Annotated in this window: 21 protein-coding genes, 1 other RNA gene and 1 pseudogene; 7 read left to right on the top strand and 16 right to left on the bottom strand. The window is 67.7% G+C overall.

Annotated elements, in window-relative coordinates:
- The 15 genes from AX750_RS04745 to rpmH all read right to left on the bottom strand — a co-directional run.
- On the bottom strand, nucleotides 1–259 hold a 259-nt coding region (locus AX750_RS04745), incomplete at its 3' end, for a PLP-dependent transferase (protein ID WP_197432792.1).
- A 124-nt stretch (nucleotides 260–383) separates the two neighbouring features.
- Nucleotides 384–1109 carry a pyrimidine 5'-nucleotidase gene (locus AX750_RS04740; protein WP_067253711.1) on the bottom strand — a complete coding sequence of 242 codons (726 nt, stop codon included), beginning with the start codon at nucleotides 1107–1109 and terminating at the stop codon, nucleotides 384–386.
- 70 nt (nucleotides 1110–1179) lie between these two features.
- Nucleotides 1180–2499 (bottom strand): TRAP transporter large permease subunit, encoded by a 1320-nt coding sequence (locus AX750_RS04735; protein ID WP_067253689.1) that lies wholly within the window; start codon nucleotides 2497–2499, stop codon nucleotides 1180–1182.
- Nucleotides 2500–2568: 69 nt separating this feature from the next.
- Nucleotides 2569–3078 carry a TRAP transporter small permease subunit gene (locus tag AX750_RS04730; protein WP_067253686.1) on the bottom strand — a complete coding sequence of 170 codons (510 nt, stop codon included), beginning with the start codon at nucleotides 3076–3078 and terminating at the stop codon, nucleotides 2569–2571.
- Nucleotides 3078–4160 (bottom strand): TRAP transporter substrate-binding protein, encoded by a 1083-nt coding sequence (locus tag AX750_RS04725; protein ID WP_067253682.1) that lies wholly within the window; start codon nucleotides 4158–4160, stop codon nucleotides 3078–3080. Before AX750_RS04725 ends, AX750_RS04730 begins: the two co-directional genes overlap by 1 nt.
- Nucleotides 4161–4334: 174 nt before the next feature.
- Nucleotides 4335–5234 carry an acetylglutamate kinase gene (gene argB, locus AX750_RS04720; RefSeq protein WP_067253679.1) on the bottom strand — a complete coding sequence of 300 codons (900 nt, stop codon included), beginning with the start codon at nucleotides 5232–5234 and terminating at the stop codon, nucleotides 4335–4337.
- 95 nt (nucleotides 5235–5329) lie between these two features.
- Entirely contained in the window at nucleotides 5330–5617 is a 288-nt protein-coding gene (locus AX750_RS04715) for a BrnA antitoxin family protein (protein WP_067253676.1), read from the bottom strand.
- Nucleotides 5577–5849, bottom strand: coding sequence for a BrnT family toxin (locus AX750_RS25380; protein WP_068075419.1), 273 nt, complete (start codon nucleotides 5847–5849; stop codon nucleotides 5577–5579). The genes AX750_RS04715 and AX750_RS25380 overlap by 41 nt, the downstream gene beginning before the upstream one ends.
- Before the next feature lie 59 nt (nucleotides 5850–5908).
- Nucleotides 5909–6277 (bottom strand): DUF423 domain-containing protein, encoded by a 369-nt coding sequence (locus AX750_RS04710; RefSeq protein WP_067253673.1) that lies wholly within the window; start codon nucleotides 6275–6277, stop codon nucleotides 5909–5911.
- 108 nt (nucleotides 6278–6385) lie between these two features.
- Nucleotides 6386–7627 carry an alpha/beta hydrolase gene (locus tag AX750_RS04705; protein ID WP_067253709.1) on the bottom strand — a complete coding sequence of 414 codons (1242 nt, stop codon included), beginning with the start codon at nucleotides 7625–7627 and terminating at the stop codon, nucleotides 6386–6388.
- Nucleotides 7628–7743: 116 nt separating this feature from the next.
- Entirely contained in the window at nucleotides 7744–8409 is a 666-nt protein-coding gene (yihA, locus tag AX750_RS04700; RefSeq protein ID WP_197432791.1) for a ribosome biogenesis GTP-binding protein YihA/YsxC, read from the bottom strand.
- A 10-nt stretch (nucleotides 8410–8419) separates the two neighbouring features.
- The gene (locus tag AX750_RS04695) at nucleotides 8420–9046 is read right to left on the bottom strand and encodes a CatB-related O-acetyltransferase (protein WP_067253670.1); all 627 of its coding nucleotides are present in this window, start codon (nucleotides 9044–9046) and stop codon (nucleotides 8420–8422) included.
- A gap of 43 nt (nucleotides 9047–9089) precedes the next feature.
- On the bottom strand, nucleotides 9090–10964 hold the full coding sequence (gene yidC, locus AX750_RS04690; RefSeq protein WP_067253703.1) for a membrane protein insertase YidC: 1875 nt from the start codon (nucleotides 10962–10964) through the stop codon (nucleotides 9090–9092).
- A gap of 47 nt (nucleotides 10965–11011) precedes the next feature.
- Nucleotides 11012–11464 (bottom strand): ribonuclease P protein component, encoded by a 453-nt coding sequence (gene rnpA / locus AX750_RS04685; protein ID WP_067253667.1) that lies wholly within the window; start codon nucleotides 11462–11464, stop codon nucleotides 11012–11014.
- 67 nt (nucleotides 11465–11531) lie between these two features.
- On the bottom strand, nucleotides 11532–11666 hold the full coding sequence (gene rpmH, locus AX750_RS04680) for a 50S ribosomal protein L34 (RefSeq protein ID WP_067253664.1): 135 nt from the start codon (nucleotides 11664–11666) through the stop codon (nucleotides 11532–11534).
- A 240-nt stretch (nucleotides 11667–11906) separates the two neighbouring features.
- On the opposite strand from rpmH, the gene ffs reads away from it, so the two are divergent.
- From ffs to recR, 4 genes are all read left to right on the top strand, one after another.
- Nucleotides 11907–12005: signal recognition particle sRNA small type (gene ffs / locus AX750_RS04675), an RNA gene on the top strand.
- Between the two features lie 109 nt (nucleotides 12006–12114).
- The gene (locus AX750_RS04670; protein ID WP_067253661.1) at nucleotides 12115–13974 is read left to right on the top strand and encodes a DNA polymerase III subunit gamma/tau; all 1860 of its coding nucleotides are present in this window, start codon (nucleotides 12115–12117) and stop codon (nucleotides 13972–13974) included.
- Nucleotides 13975–13990: 16 nt separating this feature from the next.
- Entirely contained in the window at nucleotides 13991–14311 is a 321-nt protein-coding gene (locus AX750_RS04665; protein WP_067253657.1) for a YbaB/EbfC family nucleoid-associated protein, read from the top strand.
- Between the two features lie 105 nt (nucleotides 14312–14416).
- Nucleotides 14417–15022: a recombination mediator RecR gene (recR, locus tag AX750_RS04660; protein ID WP_067253653.1), complete on the top strand. Its 606-nt coding sequence runs from the start codon at nucleotides 14417–14419 to the stop codon at nucleotides 15020–15022.
- A gap of 13 nt (nucleotides 15023–15035) precedes the next feature.
- Here the strand turns inward: recR and AX750_RS04655 are convergent, their stop codons facing one another.
- Nucleotides 15036–15761 carry an outer membrane protein gene (locus AX750_RS04655; RefSeq protein ID WP_067253649.1) on the bottom strand — a complete coding sequence of 242 codons (726 nt, stop codon included), beginning with the start codon at nucleotides 15759–15761 and terminating at the stop codon, nucleotides 15036–15038.
- 186 nt (nucleotides 15762–15947) lie between these two features.
- Between AX750_RS04655 and AX750_RS04650 the strand changes: the two genes are divergently transcribed.
- The 3 genes and pseudogenes from AX750_RS04650 to AX750_RS04640 all read left to right on the top strand — a co-directional run bounded on the left by AX750_RS04650 (nucleotide 15948) and on the right by AX750_RS04640 (nucleotide 19297).
- Nucleotides 15948–16997 (top strand): YihY/virulence factor BrkB family protein, encoded by a 1050-nt coding sequence (locus AX750_RS04650; protein ID WP_067253646.1) that lies wholly within the window; start codon nucleotides 15948–15950, stop codon nucleotides 16995–16997.
- A gap of 63 nt (nucleotides 16998–17060) precedes the next feature.
- Nucleotides 17061–18302, top strand: a pseudogene (locus AX750_RS04645) (FAD-dependent oxidoreductase).
- A 119-nt stretch (nucleotides 18303–18421) separates the two neighbouring features.
- Nucleotides 18422–19297, top strand: coding sequence for a VOC family protein (locus tag AX750_RS04640; protein WP_067253642.1), 876 nt, complete (start codon nucleotides 18422–18424; stop codon nucleotides 19295–19297).
- Nucleotides 19298–19314: the final 17 nt, after the last annotated feature.

Here is a 19314-nt window from a genome sequence, read left to right as displayed (position 1 = left end):
CGCGGCAGGCTTCCGCCCCCTCGAAGGCGGCCATGCGCGCTTCCAGCATCGCCACGGTCGGGTTCGAGAAGCGGGCGTACTGGAAGCCCGGGTCCTTGTTCAGGAAGCGCGCCTCGGCCTGCTCGGCGCTGTCATAGACGTGGCCCTGCGTCAGGAAGAGGGCCTCGGAGGTCTCACCGAACTGCGAACGCAGCGTGCCGGCATGGACGAGACGGGTTTCGGGGTGGAACCCGACCGTCCGCTCGGTTCTGTTGGACATGACGAAAACTCCGAAGCGTTCTTTTTACAGAACCCCGCCTAACATCGGCATCGGCATCGGTAAAGAAAAAGACGACGGAGCCCACCGCTTCGGAGAATGATTTTCTCCGTGCGAGGCAGGAACGTCAGCCCCGCGCCAACGGTGTCAGGAAGCCGGTCAGATCGGAGGTGACATGGTGGACATGGCCGGCCTCGACCGCCGCCTGCTCCCAGGCCTCGCGGAAAGGGTCGGGCGTCTGCGGGATGATCAGCACGGTCTTCATGCCGAGTTCGCTCGGCACAAGGAGGTTCTTCTCGATGTCCTCGAACATCGCGGCGCGGCCGGGATCGACGGCATGCTTGGCGAGGAACAGCTCGTAGGTCGAGCGTTCGGGCTTGGGCGTGAAGCCGGCCGCGACGATGTCGAAGACATCCTCGAAATGGTCGATGATGCCGAGCTTGCCGGCGACGTTGCGTGCATGAGCGACGGAGCCGTTGGTCAGGATCAGCTTGCGCCCCGGCAGCGCCGCAATCGCCGCTCCGAGCGCCGGATCGGGCTCGAGCAGGCTGAGGTCGACATCATGGGCGAAGTCGAGGAAATCGTCCGGCTCCACCCCGTGCTCGGCCATCAGCCCGTTCAGCGTCGTGCCATAGCGATGGTAGTAGTAATTGCGCAGCGCGTGGGAGGAGAGCCCGTCGAGCCCGAACAGCTCCTGCAGGAACAGGGTGATCCGCTGGTTGACCTGCGGCCAGACCTGGCTCTCATGCGAATAGAGCGTGTTGTCGAGGTCGAAGATCCAGTGATCGACATGCGCGAAAGCCTCGATCTGGAGCGGAGGCGTCGCGACGGGTGAAGCGGCGTTCGTGGTCATCGTGGTCTTGCGCCAGGGCGGCTCCGGGATGTGGGGCTGCGAGCCTGACATGCAAGTCCTCACGCTCTCCTTACCAGCCGATCAGCTTGGGCAGCCCCGTCGCGAGACCGGGAATCAGAAAGACGATCAGCACCGCCAGGATCTGCATCCCAACGAAGGGAATGACGCCGCGATAGATATCGGCGGTGCTGACCTCGGTCGGCGCCACGCCGCGCAGATAGAACAGGGCCCAGCCGAAGGGCGGCGTCAGGAACGATGTCTGCAGCATCACGCAGATCAGCGCCGCGATCCAGACCAGGTCCGTTCCCGCGTTCTGGAAGACCGGCAGGAAGAGCGGCACGGCGATGTAGCAGATCTCGATCCACTCGATGAAGAAGCCGAGCACGAAGACGATCGTCAGCATGAACCAGACATCGGCGCTGGTCCCGCCCGGCAGGATCGCGAACAGATCCTCGACCAGCCTTTCGCCGCCCAGCCCGCGAAAGGCGATGGCGAAGATCTGGGCACAGATCAGGATGAACATCATCTGCGCGGTGATCTTGGTGGCATCGTAGACGGCCTCCCTGATGATCTTCAGCGAAAAGCGGCCGCCGATGGCCGTGACGAGCAGGGAACCGAGCGCGCCCATGGAGGCGGCTTCCGTCGGCGCGGCGACGCCGCCGATGATCGAGCCGAGCACGCAGCCGACAAGCCCGAGCGGCGGGAGCGCCACCCGCAGGAGCTTGGTCAGCAATTCGCGCCGGCCCATGGCGTCGCGCTCGGCCTGAGGCACGGGCGGCACCATGTCCGGACGCACCAGCCCGAGCCCGAGGAGATAGGCGATGTAGATGGCTGACAGCAGGAGGCCCGGCAGCACGGCGGCTGCGAACAGCGTGCCGACCGACTCGTTCATGATGTCGGCGAGCAGGATCAGGATCAGGCTCGGCGGAATTATCTGGCCCAAGGTGCCCGAGGCACAGATGACGCCGCAGGCGAGGCCCCTGTCATAGCCGCGCTTCAGCAGGCTCGGCAGGGTCAGCAGCCCAAGCGTGACCACGGTGGCGCCGACGATGCCGGTCGTCGCGCCCATGACGATGCCGACCAGGATGATGCCGACGCCGAGCCCGCCTCGGGTATTGCCGGCCAAATGGCCGACCACCTCCATCAAATCTTCGGCCAGCCGCGATTTTTCCAGCATCACGCCCATGAAGACGAAGAGCGGGATGGCGAGCAGCGTATAGCCCGCGACGACGCCGTAGATCCGGCTCGGCAAGAGATTGAACAGGCCTGCGCCGAAGCCGAGATAGCCAAAGACGAAACCCGACAGCGCCAGCGTCAGAGCGACCGGAAAACCGACCATGAGGAAGCCGAAAAAGGCGACCAGCATCGCGATCGCGTAGATCTCGTTCATCGGCACGGGGAAGGGCTTTCCAGACGGCGGGAGGGTATAGGGTGCCAGGGATGGCCGGTCATCGCCGGCTCAGGCAGCGAGGCGACGCAGTCGCGCTAGATGGCGCAGGCTTTCGGCAAGCATCTGGAGCAGCAGCAGGGCGAAGCCGAGCGGCAACAGGCTCTTCAGCGCCCAGCGATAGGGAATACCGCCCGGATTGGCCGAACCTTCGCCCTGCGCATAGGACTGCCCGACATAGCGCAGACTGAGCCAGATGATGATGCCGGTCAGCGCGGTGAAGGCGAGCGCGCAGCCGAGATCGATCACAGCCTTGGTGCGCTCGCCGAAGCGTGCGTAGAGGATGTCGACCCGGACATGGTCACCATGCAGCAGCGCGAAGGACATACCGAGCAGGCAGATCGGCACGAAGAGGTGCCATTCCAGTTCCTGCGCCCAGACCGAGCCGAGCGAGAATCCGTAGCGGAGCAGGACATTGGCCGCCATCACCAGGACGAGTGCAAACAGGCACCACGCACCGAGGCGACCGCCGACATCGACGACCCGCTCGAGACGGGCCGCCGCCTGTTCCAGCCGGCTCATCAGAGCCTGACCTTGCTGTGGTAGACGCCCTCCGACAGAGCGGTCCAAGGCTCGTATTTCGCCTTGAAGGCGAAGTAGCTGTCATGGACCTTCTTCGCCACCGGGTCCTTGGCGATCGCCTCTTCCAGCACCTTCCCCGTGATGTCGCGCAGCGAAGCGACGACCGCGTCAGGCAGCGGCGCCGCGATGACACCCTGGTTCTTGACGAGGTCCTCGAAGGCTTCGGAGTTGTTCTTCTGGCACCAGGCCTCGCTCACGCCATTACAGGCATCGGCCGCGCTGGTCACGATCGCCTGGAGGTCCTTGGGCAGGCTGTCCCAGGCCTTCTTGTTGATGACGAGTTCGGAGACGGTCGCGGTCTCGTGCCAGCCGGTCGTGTAGTAATATTTCGCGACCTTCTGAAGCCCGAGCTGGCGATCGAGGAAGGGGCCCACGAACTCGGCCGCATCGATGACGCCGCGCTCCAGCGCCGGGAAGATCTCGCCACCGGGCAGCAGGCGCACATCGACGCCGAGCTGCTGGTAGACCCGGCCGGCGAGGCCGGGAATGCGCATCTTCAGCCCCTTGAAATCCTCGATCGTCTGGATCGGCTTGCGGAACCAGCCGGTCATCTGCACGCCCGTGTTGCCGCAGGGCAGCGGCACGAGGCCGAAGCGGTCATAGACCTCGCGCCAGAGCTGGAGACCGCCCCCCTCATAGAGCCAGCCATTCATGCCCTGGAAGTTCAGGCCGAAGGGGACGGCGGTGAAGTACTGCGCGGCGAAGCTCTTGCCGGTCCAGAAATAGGAATTGCCATAGTTCATCTCGACGGTGCCGGCGGAGGCCGCGTCGAAGCCCTCGAAGGCCGGGACGAGTTCGCCTGCGCCGAAGAACTGGATCTTGAGCCGACCGCCGGACATGTCGTCGATGCGCTTGATCAGGTCGGTGGCACTGCCGGGTCCGACGGAATAGAAGGCCGCGCGCGAGCCATAGGCGCTGGTCATCTTCCAGCTGAAACGGCTCTGCGCCCGCGCGACGGCCGGCGCGGCGATCGTGGCGGCCGCGGCCAGCCCACCTGATTTCAGCAATGTCCTGCGGTCCATTCTCGCTCTCCACGCTTTGCGGTTCGCAAGGCGGCCAGCAAGCGCTGTGCCATCGCGAGGCGGCAGCCGGATCACAGATTGGTCAGGGCAGGCGAACGGCAGGCGCGTGTCCAACGAAAAGCCCCGCCTCGATGGGAGGCGGGGCGGGAGCCGGGCGGCTGTGGAAGCTCGCAGTCAGCGGCGGATGATGGTACCCGAGCCGGTGTCGGTGAAGAGCTCGATCAGAGCCGCATGCGGCACCTTGCCGTCGAGGATGACGACGGCCTCGACGCCCTTTTCCAGCGCGTAGATGCAGGTCTCGATCTTCGGGATCATGCCGCCCGAGATCGTGCCGTCGGCGATCAGGCGGCGGCACTCCTCGACCGTCAGCTCCGGGATCAGCTGCTTGTCCTTGTTCAGCACGCCGGGCACGTCGGTCAGCAGCAGCAGACGCTTGGCGTTGAGCGCGCCTGCGATGGCGCCGGCGAAGGTATCGGCATTGACGTTGTAGGTCTGTCCGTCGGCTGCGGCGCAGACCGGGGCCAGCACCGGGATCAGCTCCGCCTTGAGCACGGAATCGAGGACGGAGGTGTCGACGCGATCCGGCTCGCCGACGAAGCCGAGATCGAGGATCTCCTCGATCTTGGAATCCGGATCGACGACGGTGCGGGTCACCTTGCGGGCGGTGACCATGTTGCCGTCCTTGCCGCAGAGGCCGATCGCCTTGCCGCCCTCGCGGGAGATGTAGCCGACGATCTCCTTGTTGACCGATCCGGCGAGAACCATCTCGACGACATCGACGGTCGCCGCGTCAGTGACGCGCAGGCCCTGCTTGAACTCGGATTTGATGCCGAGCTTGTCGAGCATGCGGGCGATCTGCGGGCCGCCGCCATGGCAGACGACCGGCTTCAGGCCGGACTGCTCGAGCAGCACGATGTCCTCGGCGAAATCCTCGGCGGTCGCGGCATCGCCCATGGCGTTGCCGCCATATTTGATCACGATGATCTCCTGATCGTAGCGCTGCATGTGCGGCAGCGCCTGGACGAGCAGGTCGGCGGCCTGCGACGGCGTCAGATGGGCGGCGGGATTGATCATCGGTCGAGGCTCCGCGACGGCGCGCGAGGCATCCGCGCCGGGTGCGGCTTCTAGAGGAAGAAGCTGGCGCAAGGAAGCGGGCAAACGACGCGCATTCAGCTGCGGCGCGCGGCCTTCCGGATCGCCTCGGCCATCCTCGCCCGCCAATCCGCCCCTTCGTTACGATAGGCCTCGATCAGGCTGGGTTCGAGACGCAGCGTCACGACCTGCTTGGCCGCGTCGAGCCGCGGCCGGCCGGGACCGCGCGTGAGCGCGCCCTGGGCCGGACGGATCACCTTATCCCCGATCGCAAACTCGGCGCGGGCGATCTGGTCGTCGGTCCATTCCGGCCCATCATCGGGGTCAACGAAGGGCCGGGAGGACACGCTGTGCTTCGCGTTCATGACAATGCCTCATCGAAATCACATGTCGCGCCTCGCCGCGCGGTGTCCAGACCACCATCACGAGACGGCCGGCAAGGAGTCCGTAAGTCAGGAAGCGCTCTTCGCCATAATCGAACCGATCGTCTTGCAGGGTCAGAATCGGCCCGGCAAAAAGGATCGCCGCATCGGCGAAATCGAGTCCGCGCGCTTCCAATGTCGCGTCACGTTTCGCGTCGTGGAAGGTGATCTTCACAAGAACCGATTATGTGGCCCGGTTGGCGGAAAGTCAATTTCCGTATTACGGAAATAGCATCAGCCGCGCTTTGCAAATAGTGCCGACACCGCCAGCACGAGCCATCCACCCAGCATCCCGAAACCTCCGATCGGAGCGGCGCGAGGAAACAGCGCCTCGCCGGCAAAACCGCGCCGCGACAGGTCGGCTGCGAAGAGCGCCACGCCCGCGACGATCAGCGAGAGCGCAATCCGCGCCATGAGATCGGAGAGGAAGCCGGCCTTGCGAGCAGCGGTCGCGCCGAAGACCAGGGAGGCATGGAACAGCAGCATCTGGCTGGCGGTCTGGACGTTGCTCGTGCCCGTGACATGGGCAGCGGCGGCGAGCAGGCCGACGCCGGCCAACCCCATCAGCGCGGCCAGGACGAGGTGAATCTTCGCTGCGGTCATCCAGGCCCCTGGGCTGCGCGCCGCGACGACGGCACGCAGCCTCGATGCGGGCGGCGGCGGCCCGGCGTCAAGCGCAGCCGGCAGCGGCCCGGTGACGCGCCGCGCGCCTCACTGCGCGTCGAACCAGAGCTTCCATTGCGGCACGGCGGTGGCGAAGGTGCCACGATGGCTGGTGTCGCCGGTCGGCACGGCCTCGACCTTGTCGTTGCCGATCGCCTTTTGATAGGTCATCGGCAACTGCCCGATCTCGATGCGGATCGCCTCGTCGGTGAGCCCGTAATAGGTCCGCACCGGTGTCCTGATCACCCAGCGATAGGCGTTGGTTTCCGCCACGAGCCGACCATAGGCGGACTTGGCGAAAAACTGCGGATCGAAATATTCCGGGCGGATGAGCTTGCGCAGGTCGGTCGGCACGGCGGCCGGATCGAAGGGTTCGCGATAATAGGCCTTGCGCGAGATCTCGAAGGTCTCGTCGGTCAGGAGCGAGCGGGCCAGGCCCGGCATGTTGTGATAGTTCTCGAAGGAGAACACGTTGAGGATGAAGATCGTCGTGATCCAGTTCGCGTCGATCTTGCGCGGGAAGTTCAGGAAGCCGTTGAAGGCGGCGAAGGCGTCCGCCGGCGCACTGGCGGTGGTCGCGGCCTTGACCGGCATTCCGACCGCCTCGAGCTTTTCCAGCATGGCGAGCGTAACGAAGCCGCCCTGCGACCAGCCGCTGAGGAAGAGCTTGCTGTCCGACAGTTTGAGATCGGCGAGCACGGAGCGGCTGGCGAGGACCATGTCGTAGGTCGCCTGCTGGTGGCTGCCCTTGACGAGGTAGCCCTCGGGTTCCTTGGAAGCACCCATGCCGAAATAGTCCGCGCCGATGACGAGATAGCCCTGCCCCGCGAACTGGGCGATCATGAGCTGGGTCTCGGGCGACTGCTCGGGGAAGGACGGGACCTGTTCCTTTCCGTAGACCGTGCCGTGCTGGTAGGAGACCATCGGGAAGACGGTGTCCGCCGTGTCCGGCACGGCGAGGAGCCCTGTCGCCGAGATCGGCCGGTTACCCTGCTCCGGCACCACCGAGGGATAGGTGACGCGGTAGAGCTTCACGGCATTGCGCGCCGGGGTGTAGTTGACGGTGATTCCGGCGAATTTCGGCGTGTCCGTGGTCAGGATCTGGTTCAGCTTCGCCACGTCCCAGCGCCCGATCAGCTCGTACTGGACGCCGGAGGCGACCTTAACCGCCGCGGCCGGAGCAGCCGGTGTCGGCGCCGGTGCGGCCGGCTGGGCCCGAAGCGGCGCGGCGAGGACGAGGGCCGTCGCGAGGGCGGCGACGAACGCGGACAGGCGGATCGAAAACGGCATGATGGCTCCCCAGCCGACCGGTATCGACGGGCCATGATGGTCCGCCGTCGCCCCGGCTCGCGCGCGATCCTGCATAGCGGCTGTAAAGATTTGGTGGCGCTCGCTGTCCGGGAGGCTCAGCCGCGCTCCGCCAGCACCCGTCCGACGGCGGCGCGCAGTTCCGGGATGCCGAGGCCCGTCTCGCTCGAGGTCAGGAGCACCTCGGGGAAGGCGGCCGGGCGACGCTTGATCTCGTCATAGGTCGCTTCCAGCATGAACTGCTGGTCGCTCTTCTTCAGCGCGTCGCCCTTGGTCAGCACGACCTGGTAGGACATCGCCGCCTTGTCGAGCGTCTCGAGGACGGCGTTGTCGACGTCCTTGAGTCCGTGGCGGGCGTCGATCAGCAGATAGACCCGCATCAGATTGGGCCGGCCACGCAGGTAGTTGTGGATCAGGTTGGTCCAGGCGGCGACCTTGGCACGCCCGACCGCGGCATAGCCGTATCCGGGCATGTCGACGATGGTCAGGCGCTCATCGGCGCCGACCTGCCGGAAGAAATTGAGCTGCTGGGTGCGCCCTGGCGTGTGCGAGGTCCGCGCCAGCGCATTGCGGCGCGTCACGGCGTTGATCAGGCTCGATTTGCCGACATTGGAGCGGCCGGCGAAGGCGATCTCCTGGCCGACCATCGGCGGCAGGTCGTCGATATGGGTCGAGGCCCAGACGAAGTCCCACGGGCCCTCGAAGAGCTTGCGGGCGGCCTCGATCTCGTCCTCGGTGAAGGGCGTCGTCATGCTGGTGGTCATGGCGTTACGCCTACACGGCCCGACGCAGCGCGTCGATGTCGGCGCCTGCAATCGCGGCGAGATTGCGGGCGATCTTGTCGGCCTCCCAGTCCCACCAGCGGATCGCCAGCAACTCCGTGACGACGTCGGCGGGAAAGCGCATCCGCATGGCGCGGCCGGGATTGCCGGCGACGACAGCATAGGGCGGCACGTCCTTCACCACCTGTGCGCGGGTGCCGATGATCGCCCCGTCGCCGATGGTGACGCCCGGCATGATCACCGCCTCCCGGCCGATCCAGACATCGTTGCCGATGGTCATGTCGCCGCGGCCGGGCCATTCTGCGCGTGGCGCGGCGCCCTCGACACCGAAGAGGGCGAAGGGATAGGTCGAGAAGCCGCCAGTGGGATGGTTCGCGCCGTTCATGACGAATTGTGCGCCCTGAGCGATCGCGACGAAGCGGCCGATCACCAGCCGGTCGCCGACATCCTCGAAATGGTAGCGCACGCAGCGGGCAACGAAATGCTCGGGGCCGCGGGAGTCGTCATAGTAGCTGTAGTCGCCGACCTCGATCAGCGGGTGATCGACGATCGCCTTCAGGAAGGCGGTGCCCTTCCAGCCGGGGACGGGATGGCGCGTGAGGGGGTCTGGCAGCGGCATCGGCACCAAAGCGAAGGGCGGGGAAATCCCCGCCCTCGCCAGCTCACTTCTTGTTGCTGTTGGCCGGCTTGGCCGGGGCTGTGACGGGCGCCGGCTCGGGCTTCTTGCCGAACATCGCCTTGATGTTGTCGAAGAGCTCGATCTTCACCCCGTGCTTGCGCATGATGTAGCCCTGCTGCAGCACCGAGAGCAGGTTGTTCCAGCTCCAGTAGATCACCAGGCCGGCCGGGAACGAGCCGAGCAGGAAGGTGAAGAACACCGGCATCCAGGTGAACATCATCTTCTGGACCGGATCCGGCGGCTCCGGGTTCATCTTCATCTGCACGAACATCGTGATGCCCATGATGATCGGCCAAAGGCCGAGATGCAGGATCGCGGGCGGCGTGAAGGGCAGCAGGCCGAAGAGGTTGAACAGGTTCGTCGGGTCCGGCGCCGCCAGATCGCGGATCCAGCCGAAGAACGGCGCATGGCGCATCTCGATGGTGATGAACAGGATCTTGTAGAGCGCGAAGAAGATCGGGATCTGCACCAGCACCGGCCAGCAGCCCGCCAGCGGGTTGATCTTCTGCGTCTTGTACAGCTCCATCAGAGCCTGCTGCTGCTTCATCTTGTCGTCGGCGTAACGCTCGCGCAGCGCCAGCATTTCCGGCTGCAGCGCCTTCATCTTCGCCATCGAGGCGTAGGATTTGGACGCGAGCGGGAAGAAGATGCCCTTCAGGATCAGCGTGACGATCAGGATCGCGACGCCGAAGTTGCCGACATGCTTGAAGATCCAGTCGAGCAGGAAGAACATCGGCTTGGTGAAGAAGTAGAACCAGCCCCAGTCGATCATCAGGTCGAAGCGCTTGATGCCGAGATTGGTCTCGTAGCCGCTGATCGCGGCGACTTCCTTGGCGCCGGCGAAGAGGCGCGCCGTGCTGGTGGCGCTGGCGCCGGGGGCGACCGTCACGGCCTCCGACAGGAAGTCGGCCTGATAGGTGCGTGCCGCGCCGGTCTGCACGGAGGAGAAGCGGCCGTCATATTTGCGCGACTGGTCGGGCACGACCGCCGCGGCCCAGTATTTGTCGGTGATGCCGACAAAGCCGCCGACAGCGTCCTTCCAGACGCGGCCATTCGTGCCCGGCGAAAGCAGCGGCTCCTTGTCGACATGGTCATAGGTGAATTCCTGCAGGCCGTGATCGCCGACATAGCCGATCAGGCCTTCGTGCAGGACGTAGTAGCCCAACGTCGCGGGCCGGCCATGGCGCACGACCTGCGCATAGGGGAACAGGCTGACGGGCGCGGCGCCCTTGTTCTCGACCTCGTCGCGGATCTGGAACATGGCGTTGTCGTCGACCGTGACGACGCGGCGGAAGAGCAGGCCCTGGCCGTTGTCCCAGGTCAGGGTCAGCGGCTTGGCCGGCGTCAGCACCTGGGCGTCCGCCGTCCAGACGGTGGTCGCGTTCGGCAGCGAGACGTTCGCCCCCGGCGCGGCGACCCAGCCGAAGTCGGAATAATAGCCGTTGGGACCGCCGAGCGGCGACAGCAGCACGATGATCGGGCTGTTGGGATCGACCGTCTCGCGATAGGCCTTGAGCGAGACGTCGTCGAGGCGCGCGCCCGTCAGGGAAAGGGAGCCGGCGATCTTCGGCGTCTCGATCCGAACGCGCGGGCTCTGGGCCAGGGCCTGGTCGCGGGTCAGGACCGCACCCGTGGCAGGCGCGACAGCGGGGGCAACAGTCTGGCCCGGCGCGGCGCCGGGAACCGGGGCGGCGCCCGGAGCGGGAACCGGCGCCGTCTGGCTCTGGGCCTGCTGGTTCTGCTGCGCGATCTGCTTCTGCTTCTCCATCTGCGGCACGCCGTAGAAGTACTGCCAGCCGAACAGCACGACCACGGAGAGCGTGATCGCGAGAAGCAGGTTGCGGTTGTCTTCTTTCATCATGATCGGGAACAGATCTCGCTGACGCCGCGTCGGGCTTAGGGGATTCAGTCGTTCTGGGGGCCGGGCGGGCGCTCGCCGCCCTTGCCCCGCGTCTTGCCCGCCGCGGGTCCCGGAGCCGGGCGCGGACGGCGCCCCTGGCCCTGCGGGCGGGCGCGCTCGATCGCAACCGACAATTCGCCCACCAGCAGATCGAAGGGCGCCGTCAGCGTCTCCGGACGGGCGACGACGACAATGTCGCAGGGTCGCTGCGCCTGCGGGCCGAGGGCCTCCAGGGCGGCGGCGCGCAGGCGCCGCCGGATGCGGTTGCGGATGACGGCGTTGCCGGCCTTGCGGGAGGCGGTGAGCCCGAGGCGCAGGCCATCCGGCGCCGGGCGGTCGTCCTCGGCGCGCTGCGGGCCGTCGAGGACCTGCACGGTGAAGGCGGACGAACGAAAACGGCGGCCTCGATCGGCCGCCGCCAGAAACTGCTTGCGTTGCGTCAGACGGGCGAGGCGCATGGCGATTGGCCAGTCTTCCGGAAAAAACGCTCGCGGATGCGGCGCGCGGTGATCACGCGCCGGACGCTCAGGCCGAGAGCTTCTTGCGGCCGTGAGCGCGGCGGGCGGCGATGACCTTGCGGCCGCCGGCGGTCGCCATGCGGGCGCGGTAGCCGTGGCGGCGCTTGCGGACCAGCTTGCTGGGTTGATAGGTTCTCTTCATCGTCCGTCTCCGGGGCTCGTCGGCACAGTGGCCGCGGCTTTCCCAGTAGAAAGCGTGGCCGACCGAGCCTGCATGCGAAAGGTTCCGCGCCGCCCCGAGGGTTGCGCAAGTGGCGGGCTTATGACGGATGGCCCGGTTCAAGTCAATGCCGAAGGCGGCTGCTGCGGCGAAGACGCGCGCCGGTTTCGCCGGCTGTTCCGCCCGGCTTGCGCTCGCGGCCCCGATCACCGATATAGCGGGCGGGAGGTTGGCGAGGGACGTCTCACTCGCCAACCGGGTCAGGTCCGGAAGGAAGCAGCCCTAACGAGACCGAACGGGTCTTCGTCCAGCCTCCCACCTCCGCCGGCGGGCGCCCGGCGGCCGGGGTCGCGCCGCCGCCCTTCCGCAGCGCGGGCGGCACCCCGAAACGGGCGTTGACCCCCACGCGGCGAACCGCCAAACCAGACCGATGAGCGACGACACGACCGCAGCGCCTCCGGCCGACGAGCCGGGCTTCGCCGGCTTCGACCCGGCCCCTGCGCCCGCGCCGGCGAGCGCCGCCTCGCCCTATCGCGTGCTCGCCCGCAAGTACCGCCCCGCCCATTTCGGCGACCTGATCGGCCAGGATGCGATGGTGCGGACGCTTACCAATGCCTTCGCCGCGGGGCGCATCCCGCAGGCCTGGATGCTGACGGGCGTGCGCGGCGTCGGCAAAACCACGACCGCGCGCATCCTGGCGCGCGCGCTCAACTACCAGACCGCCGATGGCGGTGGCGGGCCGACGACGAATCTCGAGACCTTCGGCATCCACTGCAAGGAGATCATCGAGGGCCGGCATATCGACGTGCAGGAGATCGACGCGGCCTCCAACAACGGCGTCGACAACATCCGCCAGATCAACGACGCGGTGCGCTACGCGCCGGTCTCGGCCCGCTACAAGGTCTATATCGTCGACGAGGTGCACATGCTCTCGACGGGGGCCTTCAACGCCTTCCTGAAGACGCTGGAGGAGCCGCCACCGCATGCGCGCTTCATCTTCGCGACGACGGAGATCCGCAAGGTCCCGGTGACGGTGCTATCGCGCTGCCAGCGCTTCGACCTGCGCCGCGTCGATGCCGGCCTGCTGGTTTCGCATCTCGCCGGCATCTGCCGGACCGAGAACGTCTCCGCCGAGGAGGAGGCGCTGGCGGCGATCGCGCGTGCTGCCGAGGGCTCCGTGCGCGATTCGCTCTCGATCCTCGATCAGGCCATCGCCCATGCCGCCGGCACCATCACGCTGGAGGATGTCCGCTCGATGCTCGGCCTCGCCGACCGGGCGCGCGTCATCGACCTGTTCGAGGCGGTGATGAAGGGCGACATCGCCACGGCGCTGGGTGAGCTGCGCGCGCAATACGATGCCGGCGCCGACCCGGCGGTGGTGCTGTCCGACCTCGCCGAATTCACCCATCTGGTGACGCGGCTCAAGCTCGTGCCCGACGCCGTGAAGGACAACAGCCTCGCCCAGGCGGAGCGCGTGCGCGGCGGCGATTTCGCCCAGCGCCTGTCGATCCGCATCCTGGCACGGACCTGGCAGATGCTGCTCAAGGGTCTCGCTGAGGTGAAGCAGGCCGACCGGCCGATCATGGCCGCCGAGATGGTGCTCGTGCGGCTGGCGCACGCCGCCGACCTGCCGACCCCCGACGAGGCTTTGCGGATGCTGCGCGACGGCTCGGGCGCCGTGGGAGGCCAGGCGACCGCCTCCGCCCCGCGCCCGCCCTCCGGCGGCGGTAACACGGCCCTCGCCGCCCGGCCTATCCTCGCCAGCGCCAATCCGGCGCCGGTGATGGCGCCCGCCCCGCGCGCCCAGGCCCTGCCGGCCGTCAGCGTGGCCTCGCTGGAGGACGTCGTCGCGCTCGCCTCGCAGCATCGCGACATCACGCTGAAGCTGGCGCTGGAGCGCGACGTGCGCCCGGTCCGCTTCGAGCAGGGGCGGATCGAATTCGCGCTGGCGAACGGCAGCTCGCGCACGCTCGCGACGGATCTCTCGCGGCGGCTGAAGGAATGGACCGGCCAGACCTGGATGGTCGCGGTGGTCAATGCCGAGGGTGGCGCGACGCTGCGTGAGCAGGCCGAGGCCGCCAAGGGCCAGCGCGAAAGCGACGCCGCCTCGCACCCGGCCGTCAAGGCGGTGCTGGAACGGTTCCCGGGCGCGCGCATCGTCGATGTGCGCGATCCGCGTGCGGCCGGGCCCGACAGCGCGGCGACGGCTGCGCCGGCCGACGAGTATCTGCCCGACGGGGAGCCGCTCTTCGACGATGCGGAGCCCGATTTCGACGGCATCGATTTCTGACGGAGGAGTTTTCGCGATGCGCGACATCATGGGCCTGATGAAGCAGGCGCAGGAGATGCAGCAGAAGATGGCCAATGTGCAGGCCGAGCTTGACACCATCGAGGTCGAGGGCGCGGCCGGCGGCGGCATGGTCACTGTGACGATGACGGCCAAGGGCGCGGTCAAGGCGGTCAAGATCGACCCCTCCCTGATGGTCGCGGATGAGCGCGAGATTCTCGAGGATCTGGTCGTGGCTGCCTGCGGCGATGCCCGCACCCGCGCCGAGCGGGTGATGCAGGAGCGCATGTCCGAGATCACGAAGGGCCTGCCGATCCCGCCCGGCATGAAGCTGTTTTGATCTGCAGGCCGTCATGCCCAGGCTTGACCCGGGCATCTCTCAGCCGAGAAACATCCTGCAGGAGATGGTCGGGTCAAGCCCGACCATGACGCGAGTGTTACGTCCATGTCCCGCGCCATCGCCGGTCCCGAGATCGAGCGGCTGATCCAGCTGCTCGCCAAGCTGCCGGGGCTCGGGCCCCGCTCGGCCCGGCGTGCGGCGCTGCATCTGGTGAAGAAGCGCGAGGCGCTGCTCGGCCCGCTCGCGGAGGCGATGGCCGTGGCGCGCGAGCGGATCGTGGTCTGCTCGACCTGCGGCAATGTCGACACCAGCGACCCTTGCGGGCTCTGCCGCGATCCGCGCCGCGACGACGGGCTGATCGTCGTCGTCGCCGACATTTCCGATCTCTGGGCGCTGGAGCGCTCCGGCGCGGTTCCGGGGCGCTATCATGTGCTGGGCGGCGTGCTCTCGGCGCTGGACGGGGTCCGGCCCGAGCATCTCTCGCTCGACGCGCTGGTGGCGCGCGCCTCGAATCCGGTGGTGAAGGAGGTCATCCTGGCGCTGAGCGCCACGGTCGATGGCCAGACCACGGCGCATTTCATCACCGATCTGCTAGCGCATCTGCCGCTCAAGGTGACCAGGCTCGCCCATGGCGTGCCCGTCGGCGGCGAGCTCGACTATCTCGACGACGGCACGCTGGCTGCCGCGATCCGCCAGCGCACCGGCTTCTGACGGCAGGCCGCGGTCAGAACTTGTAGGCGACGCTGGCGCGCAGGGTGTGGAAGGTCGGCTCCTGCCGGACCGTCAGCCCCAGCAGCGGGCCGCGCGCCGTCTGACCGACCTTGCCAAAATCGCTGTAGCGGTATTCGGCGCCGAGGATCACATTGTCCGTATAGGCGAAGGCCACGCCCGCGCCAGCCGTCCAGCCGGTCCGCGACCGGTCGAGGCTCTCAGGCGCTGCCGCAGCCGCTCCGGCGAGGTGGTAGCTGAATTCGGTGAAGGCCGCGCCGCCGGTGGCGTAGATCATGAACCGGTCGAGCGCGAAGCCGGCTCGCCCGCGCAGCGAGCCCTGCCAATCGCGCGTGATCCGCGCCGAGATGCCCGGCGCGACCAGCGTCTCGCCGCTGTCGAGCGCCTCGATGTCGCCTTCGATGCCGAAGACGAGGCTGCCCACCTGATAGTTGAAGCCGGCATGGCCTCCGCCGAGCGCGGCATCCGAGCTCTGGCGGAAGGCCGCGCCGTTGAAGGCCCGGCCCAGCGTGTCGGACAGTATCGTCTTCTCCTGGCTCCAGGCGTAGCCGCCCTGAACGCCGAGATAGATGCCGGTCCAGGAATAGAAGGAGGGCAGCGCCGGGGCCGGCGGCAGTTTCCGGGACGAGGGCATGTCGGCCGCCAGAGCGGGAGAGAGCACCAGCCAGGCGCCGCACAGGGCGGCCACGCCGGCGAGAGCCGCTTTCTGGTGCATCGTCATCGCAGCCTCAACGCGTTTACGAAACGGGGAACAGGCCGCGGGGCGAGCGGCTGTCTCGACGATCAGAAAGCATTAAGGTTAACGAGCGGCTAACTCCGGGCGGGTTGGCAGTCCCGGAACCTTCGCGCCGGCCCGCCGTTGCTAGGCGGTGCTGCCGCGAGACCATGCGGCAGTGGAGCGTCCTGCATGTCCCTTCTGAAACGGATCACGGGTGCAGCCGGAGCCGGCGTGGTGCTGGGCTATGCGGCCGAGGCCGTATCGCGCCGGTTGTCGCGCGGCAACCGGGAGGCCGCGCGAGGCCGCATGGCCCGGGTGCCGTGGCAGATGACCTGGCTCGGCTGGAAGGACGTGATGCTGCGCTTCGCGACCAATATCGCGGACAACCGGATTAGCTCGCTCGCGGGCGCGGTCGCCTTCTTCACCTTGCTGTCGATGGTGCCGGCCCTCTCGCTGCTGGTCACGATCTACCGCTATCTCACCGACCCCGCGACGATCGCCGAGCAGCTGGACGCCGTGACGACGGTGTTCCCGCAGGCGGCCCGCGAGCTCATTCACGAGCAGGCGATGCGCCTCGCCGGCCAGAATGTCGAGGCGCTGTCCCTGACCTTCCTGATCAGCTTCGCGGTTGCAGCCTGGTCCGCCAATGCGGCGGTGAAGGCCGTTTTCGACGCGCTCAACATCATCTATCGCGAGCAGGAAAAGCGCAGCTTCATCAAGCTCAACCTCATCTCGCTGGCAACCACCATCAGCGGCGTCATCCTGCTGGTGGCCGCGCTCACGGTCATCGCCAGCCTTCCCGTCGTGACGGCGCTGTTTCCGTTCGCCTTCGAGCTGGAGCGGCTGATCCGGCTGGTGCGCTGGCCCGCCTTCTTCCTGATGGCGACGCTCGCCATCGCAGCGCTCTACTGGATCGGCCCCAGCCGCGAACGGGCCCGCTTCGTCTGGGTGATGCCAGGCGCGGTCGCGGCCGCCCTGCTCTGGGCCGGCGCCTCCTGGGCCTTCTCCTGGTATGTCGGCACGCTCGGCAACTACACGGCGACCTATGGCTCGCTCGCGACCATCGTCGTGTTCATGACCTGGCTCTGGCTCTCGGCGATGATCGTGCTGGCCGGCGCCGAGTTCAACGCAGAGCTCGAACACCAGACCGCCCACGATACGACGACCGGAACGCCGAAGCCGATGGGGCTGAGGGGCGCCCGTATGGCCGACACCCTCGGCCCACCCGCCGCCGGCTAGGGCGACGCCTTCCCGCAGCCTTTTCTCCGCCGGCGCCCGCCGCCGGACACGGAGTGTCACGCCATGCTCGATCCCGACAGCACACGCCACGAAGACCTGCGCAGCGGAGCCAGCCCCTGGCTCTCAGGCCCGCCCCGGCCCACCAGCATCGGCCTTGACTCGGATACACGCTGCGACGTCGCCATCATCGGCGGCGGCATCACCGGAGCGCTGGCGGCCGAGCATCTGACCGGCCTCGGCCATGATGTGATCCTCGTCGATCGCGAGCGCGAGGGCTTCGGCAGCACGGCGGCCAGCACCGCGATGCTGCAATGGGAGATCGACCTGCCGCTGCGCCGGCTGGCCGAACTCTACGGTTTCGAGAAGGCGGCCGACGTCTACCGGCGCAGCTTCAAGGCGGTGGAGGGCCTGATCGAGAGCGTCGCCACGCTCGGGCTGGGCAGCGCGTTCCACCCGCGCGATACGGTCTACCTGGCCGCCGGCGACGTCGGCCCGCCCGAGCTGCGCGAGGAGTGTGCCCTGCGGGTGAAGGCCGGCCTGCCGGGGCAGCTACTGGATCACACCACCTTGCTCAGCCATTACGGCTTCGACCGGGCCGCCGCGATCGTTTCGCCCGGCTCGGCCGAGGGCGATCCGCTCAGTCTCTGCCATGCGCTGCTGCATGTGGCGGCCCAGCGCGGCGCGCGGCTGGTGCGCGGCGAGGCGGTCGCCTTCGACACGACCGCGAGCAGCGCCACGGTGCAGCTCGCCTGCGGCCGCACCATCGAGGCCGGGCATGTCGTGCTGGCAACGGGCTATGTCATGCCCGACTGCGTGCACAGCGAGCTTCACCGCGTCGCCTCCAGCTGGGCGATCGCGACCCTGCCGCAGGCGAGCGAGGTCCTGTGGCCTGGCCCCGCGCTCGTCTAGGAAGCGTCGGAGGACTACATCTACTGCCGCACGACCGTCGACGGGCGCATCATCATCGGTGGCGAGGACGAGGACGACGACGATCCCGAGCGCCGCAAGGCGGCCGGACCGCAAAAGACGGCCGCGCTCCTCGCCAAGCTGCAGGCGCTGGTGCCCGGAGCGGCCCCGACGCTCGGCCATGCCTGGTCGGGTGCCTTCGGACAAACGGAGGACGGGCTTCCGCTGATCGGGCGGGTGCCCGGCCATCCTCGCCTGCTCGCGGCCTATGGCTATGGCGGCAACGGCATCACCTTCAGCTATCTCGCCTCGCGCCTGATGGGAGCATTGATCGGCGGCGTCGAGGCCCCCTGGTTCAGCCATTTCGCGATCGACCGGCCCGACCCCACACGACGCTGATGGGGTCTGGTTGCGACGCTGCAATACAAGGCTTGCAGCGTCGGGAGCAGACAAGCCGCGCCCGAGGCGCCATGTCTCGACTGGCGGCCTATCGGCCGCGATGCGAGAAGGAGGCTGCCATGGCAGCGGTCGCTGATCTGTCGAGACCCACCCTGGAGGCGCTGCAGGCTCCCTACCACATCGGCACGGTGACGCTGCGCGTCAACGATCTGGCGGGGCTCACGGCGTTCTACCGCGACAGCATCGGGCTGCAGGTGATCGCGGAGACGGCCGAGGCGACCGATCTCGGCGTCGATGGCGCGGTGCTGGTGCGGCTCGAACGTGGCGCCACACGGCCGGCCTCGGCGGCGGGCCTGTTTCATCTCGCCCTCCTGCTGCCCTCTCGCGCCGAACTGGCCGACTGGCTCGCGCACGCCGCTACGATCCGGCTCCCGCTGGAAGGCGCCTCGGATCATCTCGTCAGCGAAGCGATCTATCTGTCGGATCCTGAAGGCAACGGCATCGAGATCTATCGCGACCGGCCACGGGCCGACTGGCCGCGGCGCGGCGGTGCAATCCAGATGGCGACACAGCGGCTCGACCTGCAGGCGCTGCTGGCCGAGGCGCGGCCGGGACGCTATGGCGGCATGCCGTCCGGCACCCGCATGGGACACATCCATCTTCGCGTCGGTGACACGGCCGCGGCGGAGGCTTTCTATGCGGGCGCGCTCGGCTTCGAGCTGATGGTCCGCTATCCCGGCGCCAGCTTCCTGGCGAGCGGTGGCTATCATCACCACATCGCCGGCAATGTCTGGAACAGCCGTGGCGCGGGGCCACGCCAGCCGGGCGAGGCCGGGCTTGCCGCCTTCGAGATCGTCGCCCGCGACACGGCCGATTTCGACGCGATGCGCGGGCGCATCCTCTCAGCCGGGGGACGAGAAGCCGAAGCGGGAGCTGTCGCGACAATCGACGACCCCTGGGGCAACCGGCTGGTGCTGGTCGCGGCACAGGGCTGAAAGCGCGAAAAAGCCGC

The organism is Methylobacterium sp. CCH7-A2 (assembly GCF_001557075.1).
In the GTDB taxonomy this organism is placed as follows: domain Bacteria; phylum Pseudomonadota; class Alphaproteobacteria; order Rhizobiales; family Beijerinckiaceae; genus Allobosea; species Allobosea massiliensis.
The sequence above is the reverse complement of the archived record's forward strand: the minus strand, read 5'-3'. Positions and strand labels throughout refer to the sequence as shown.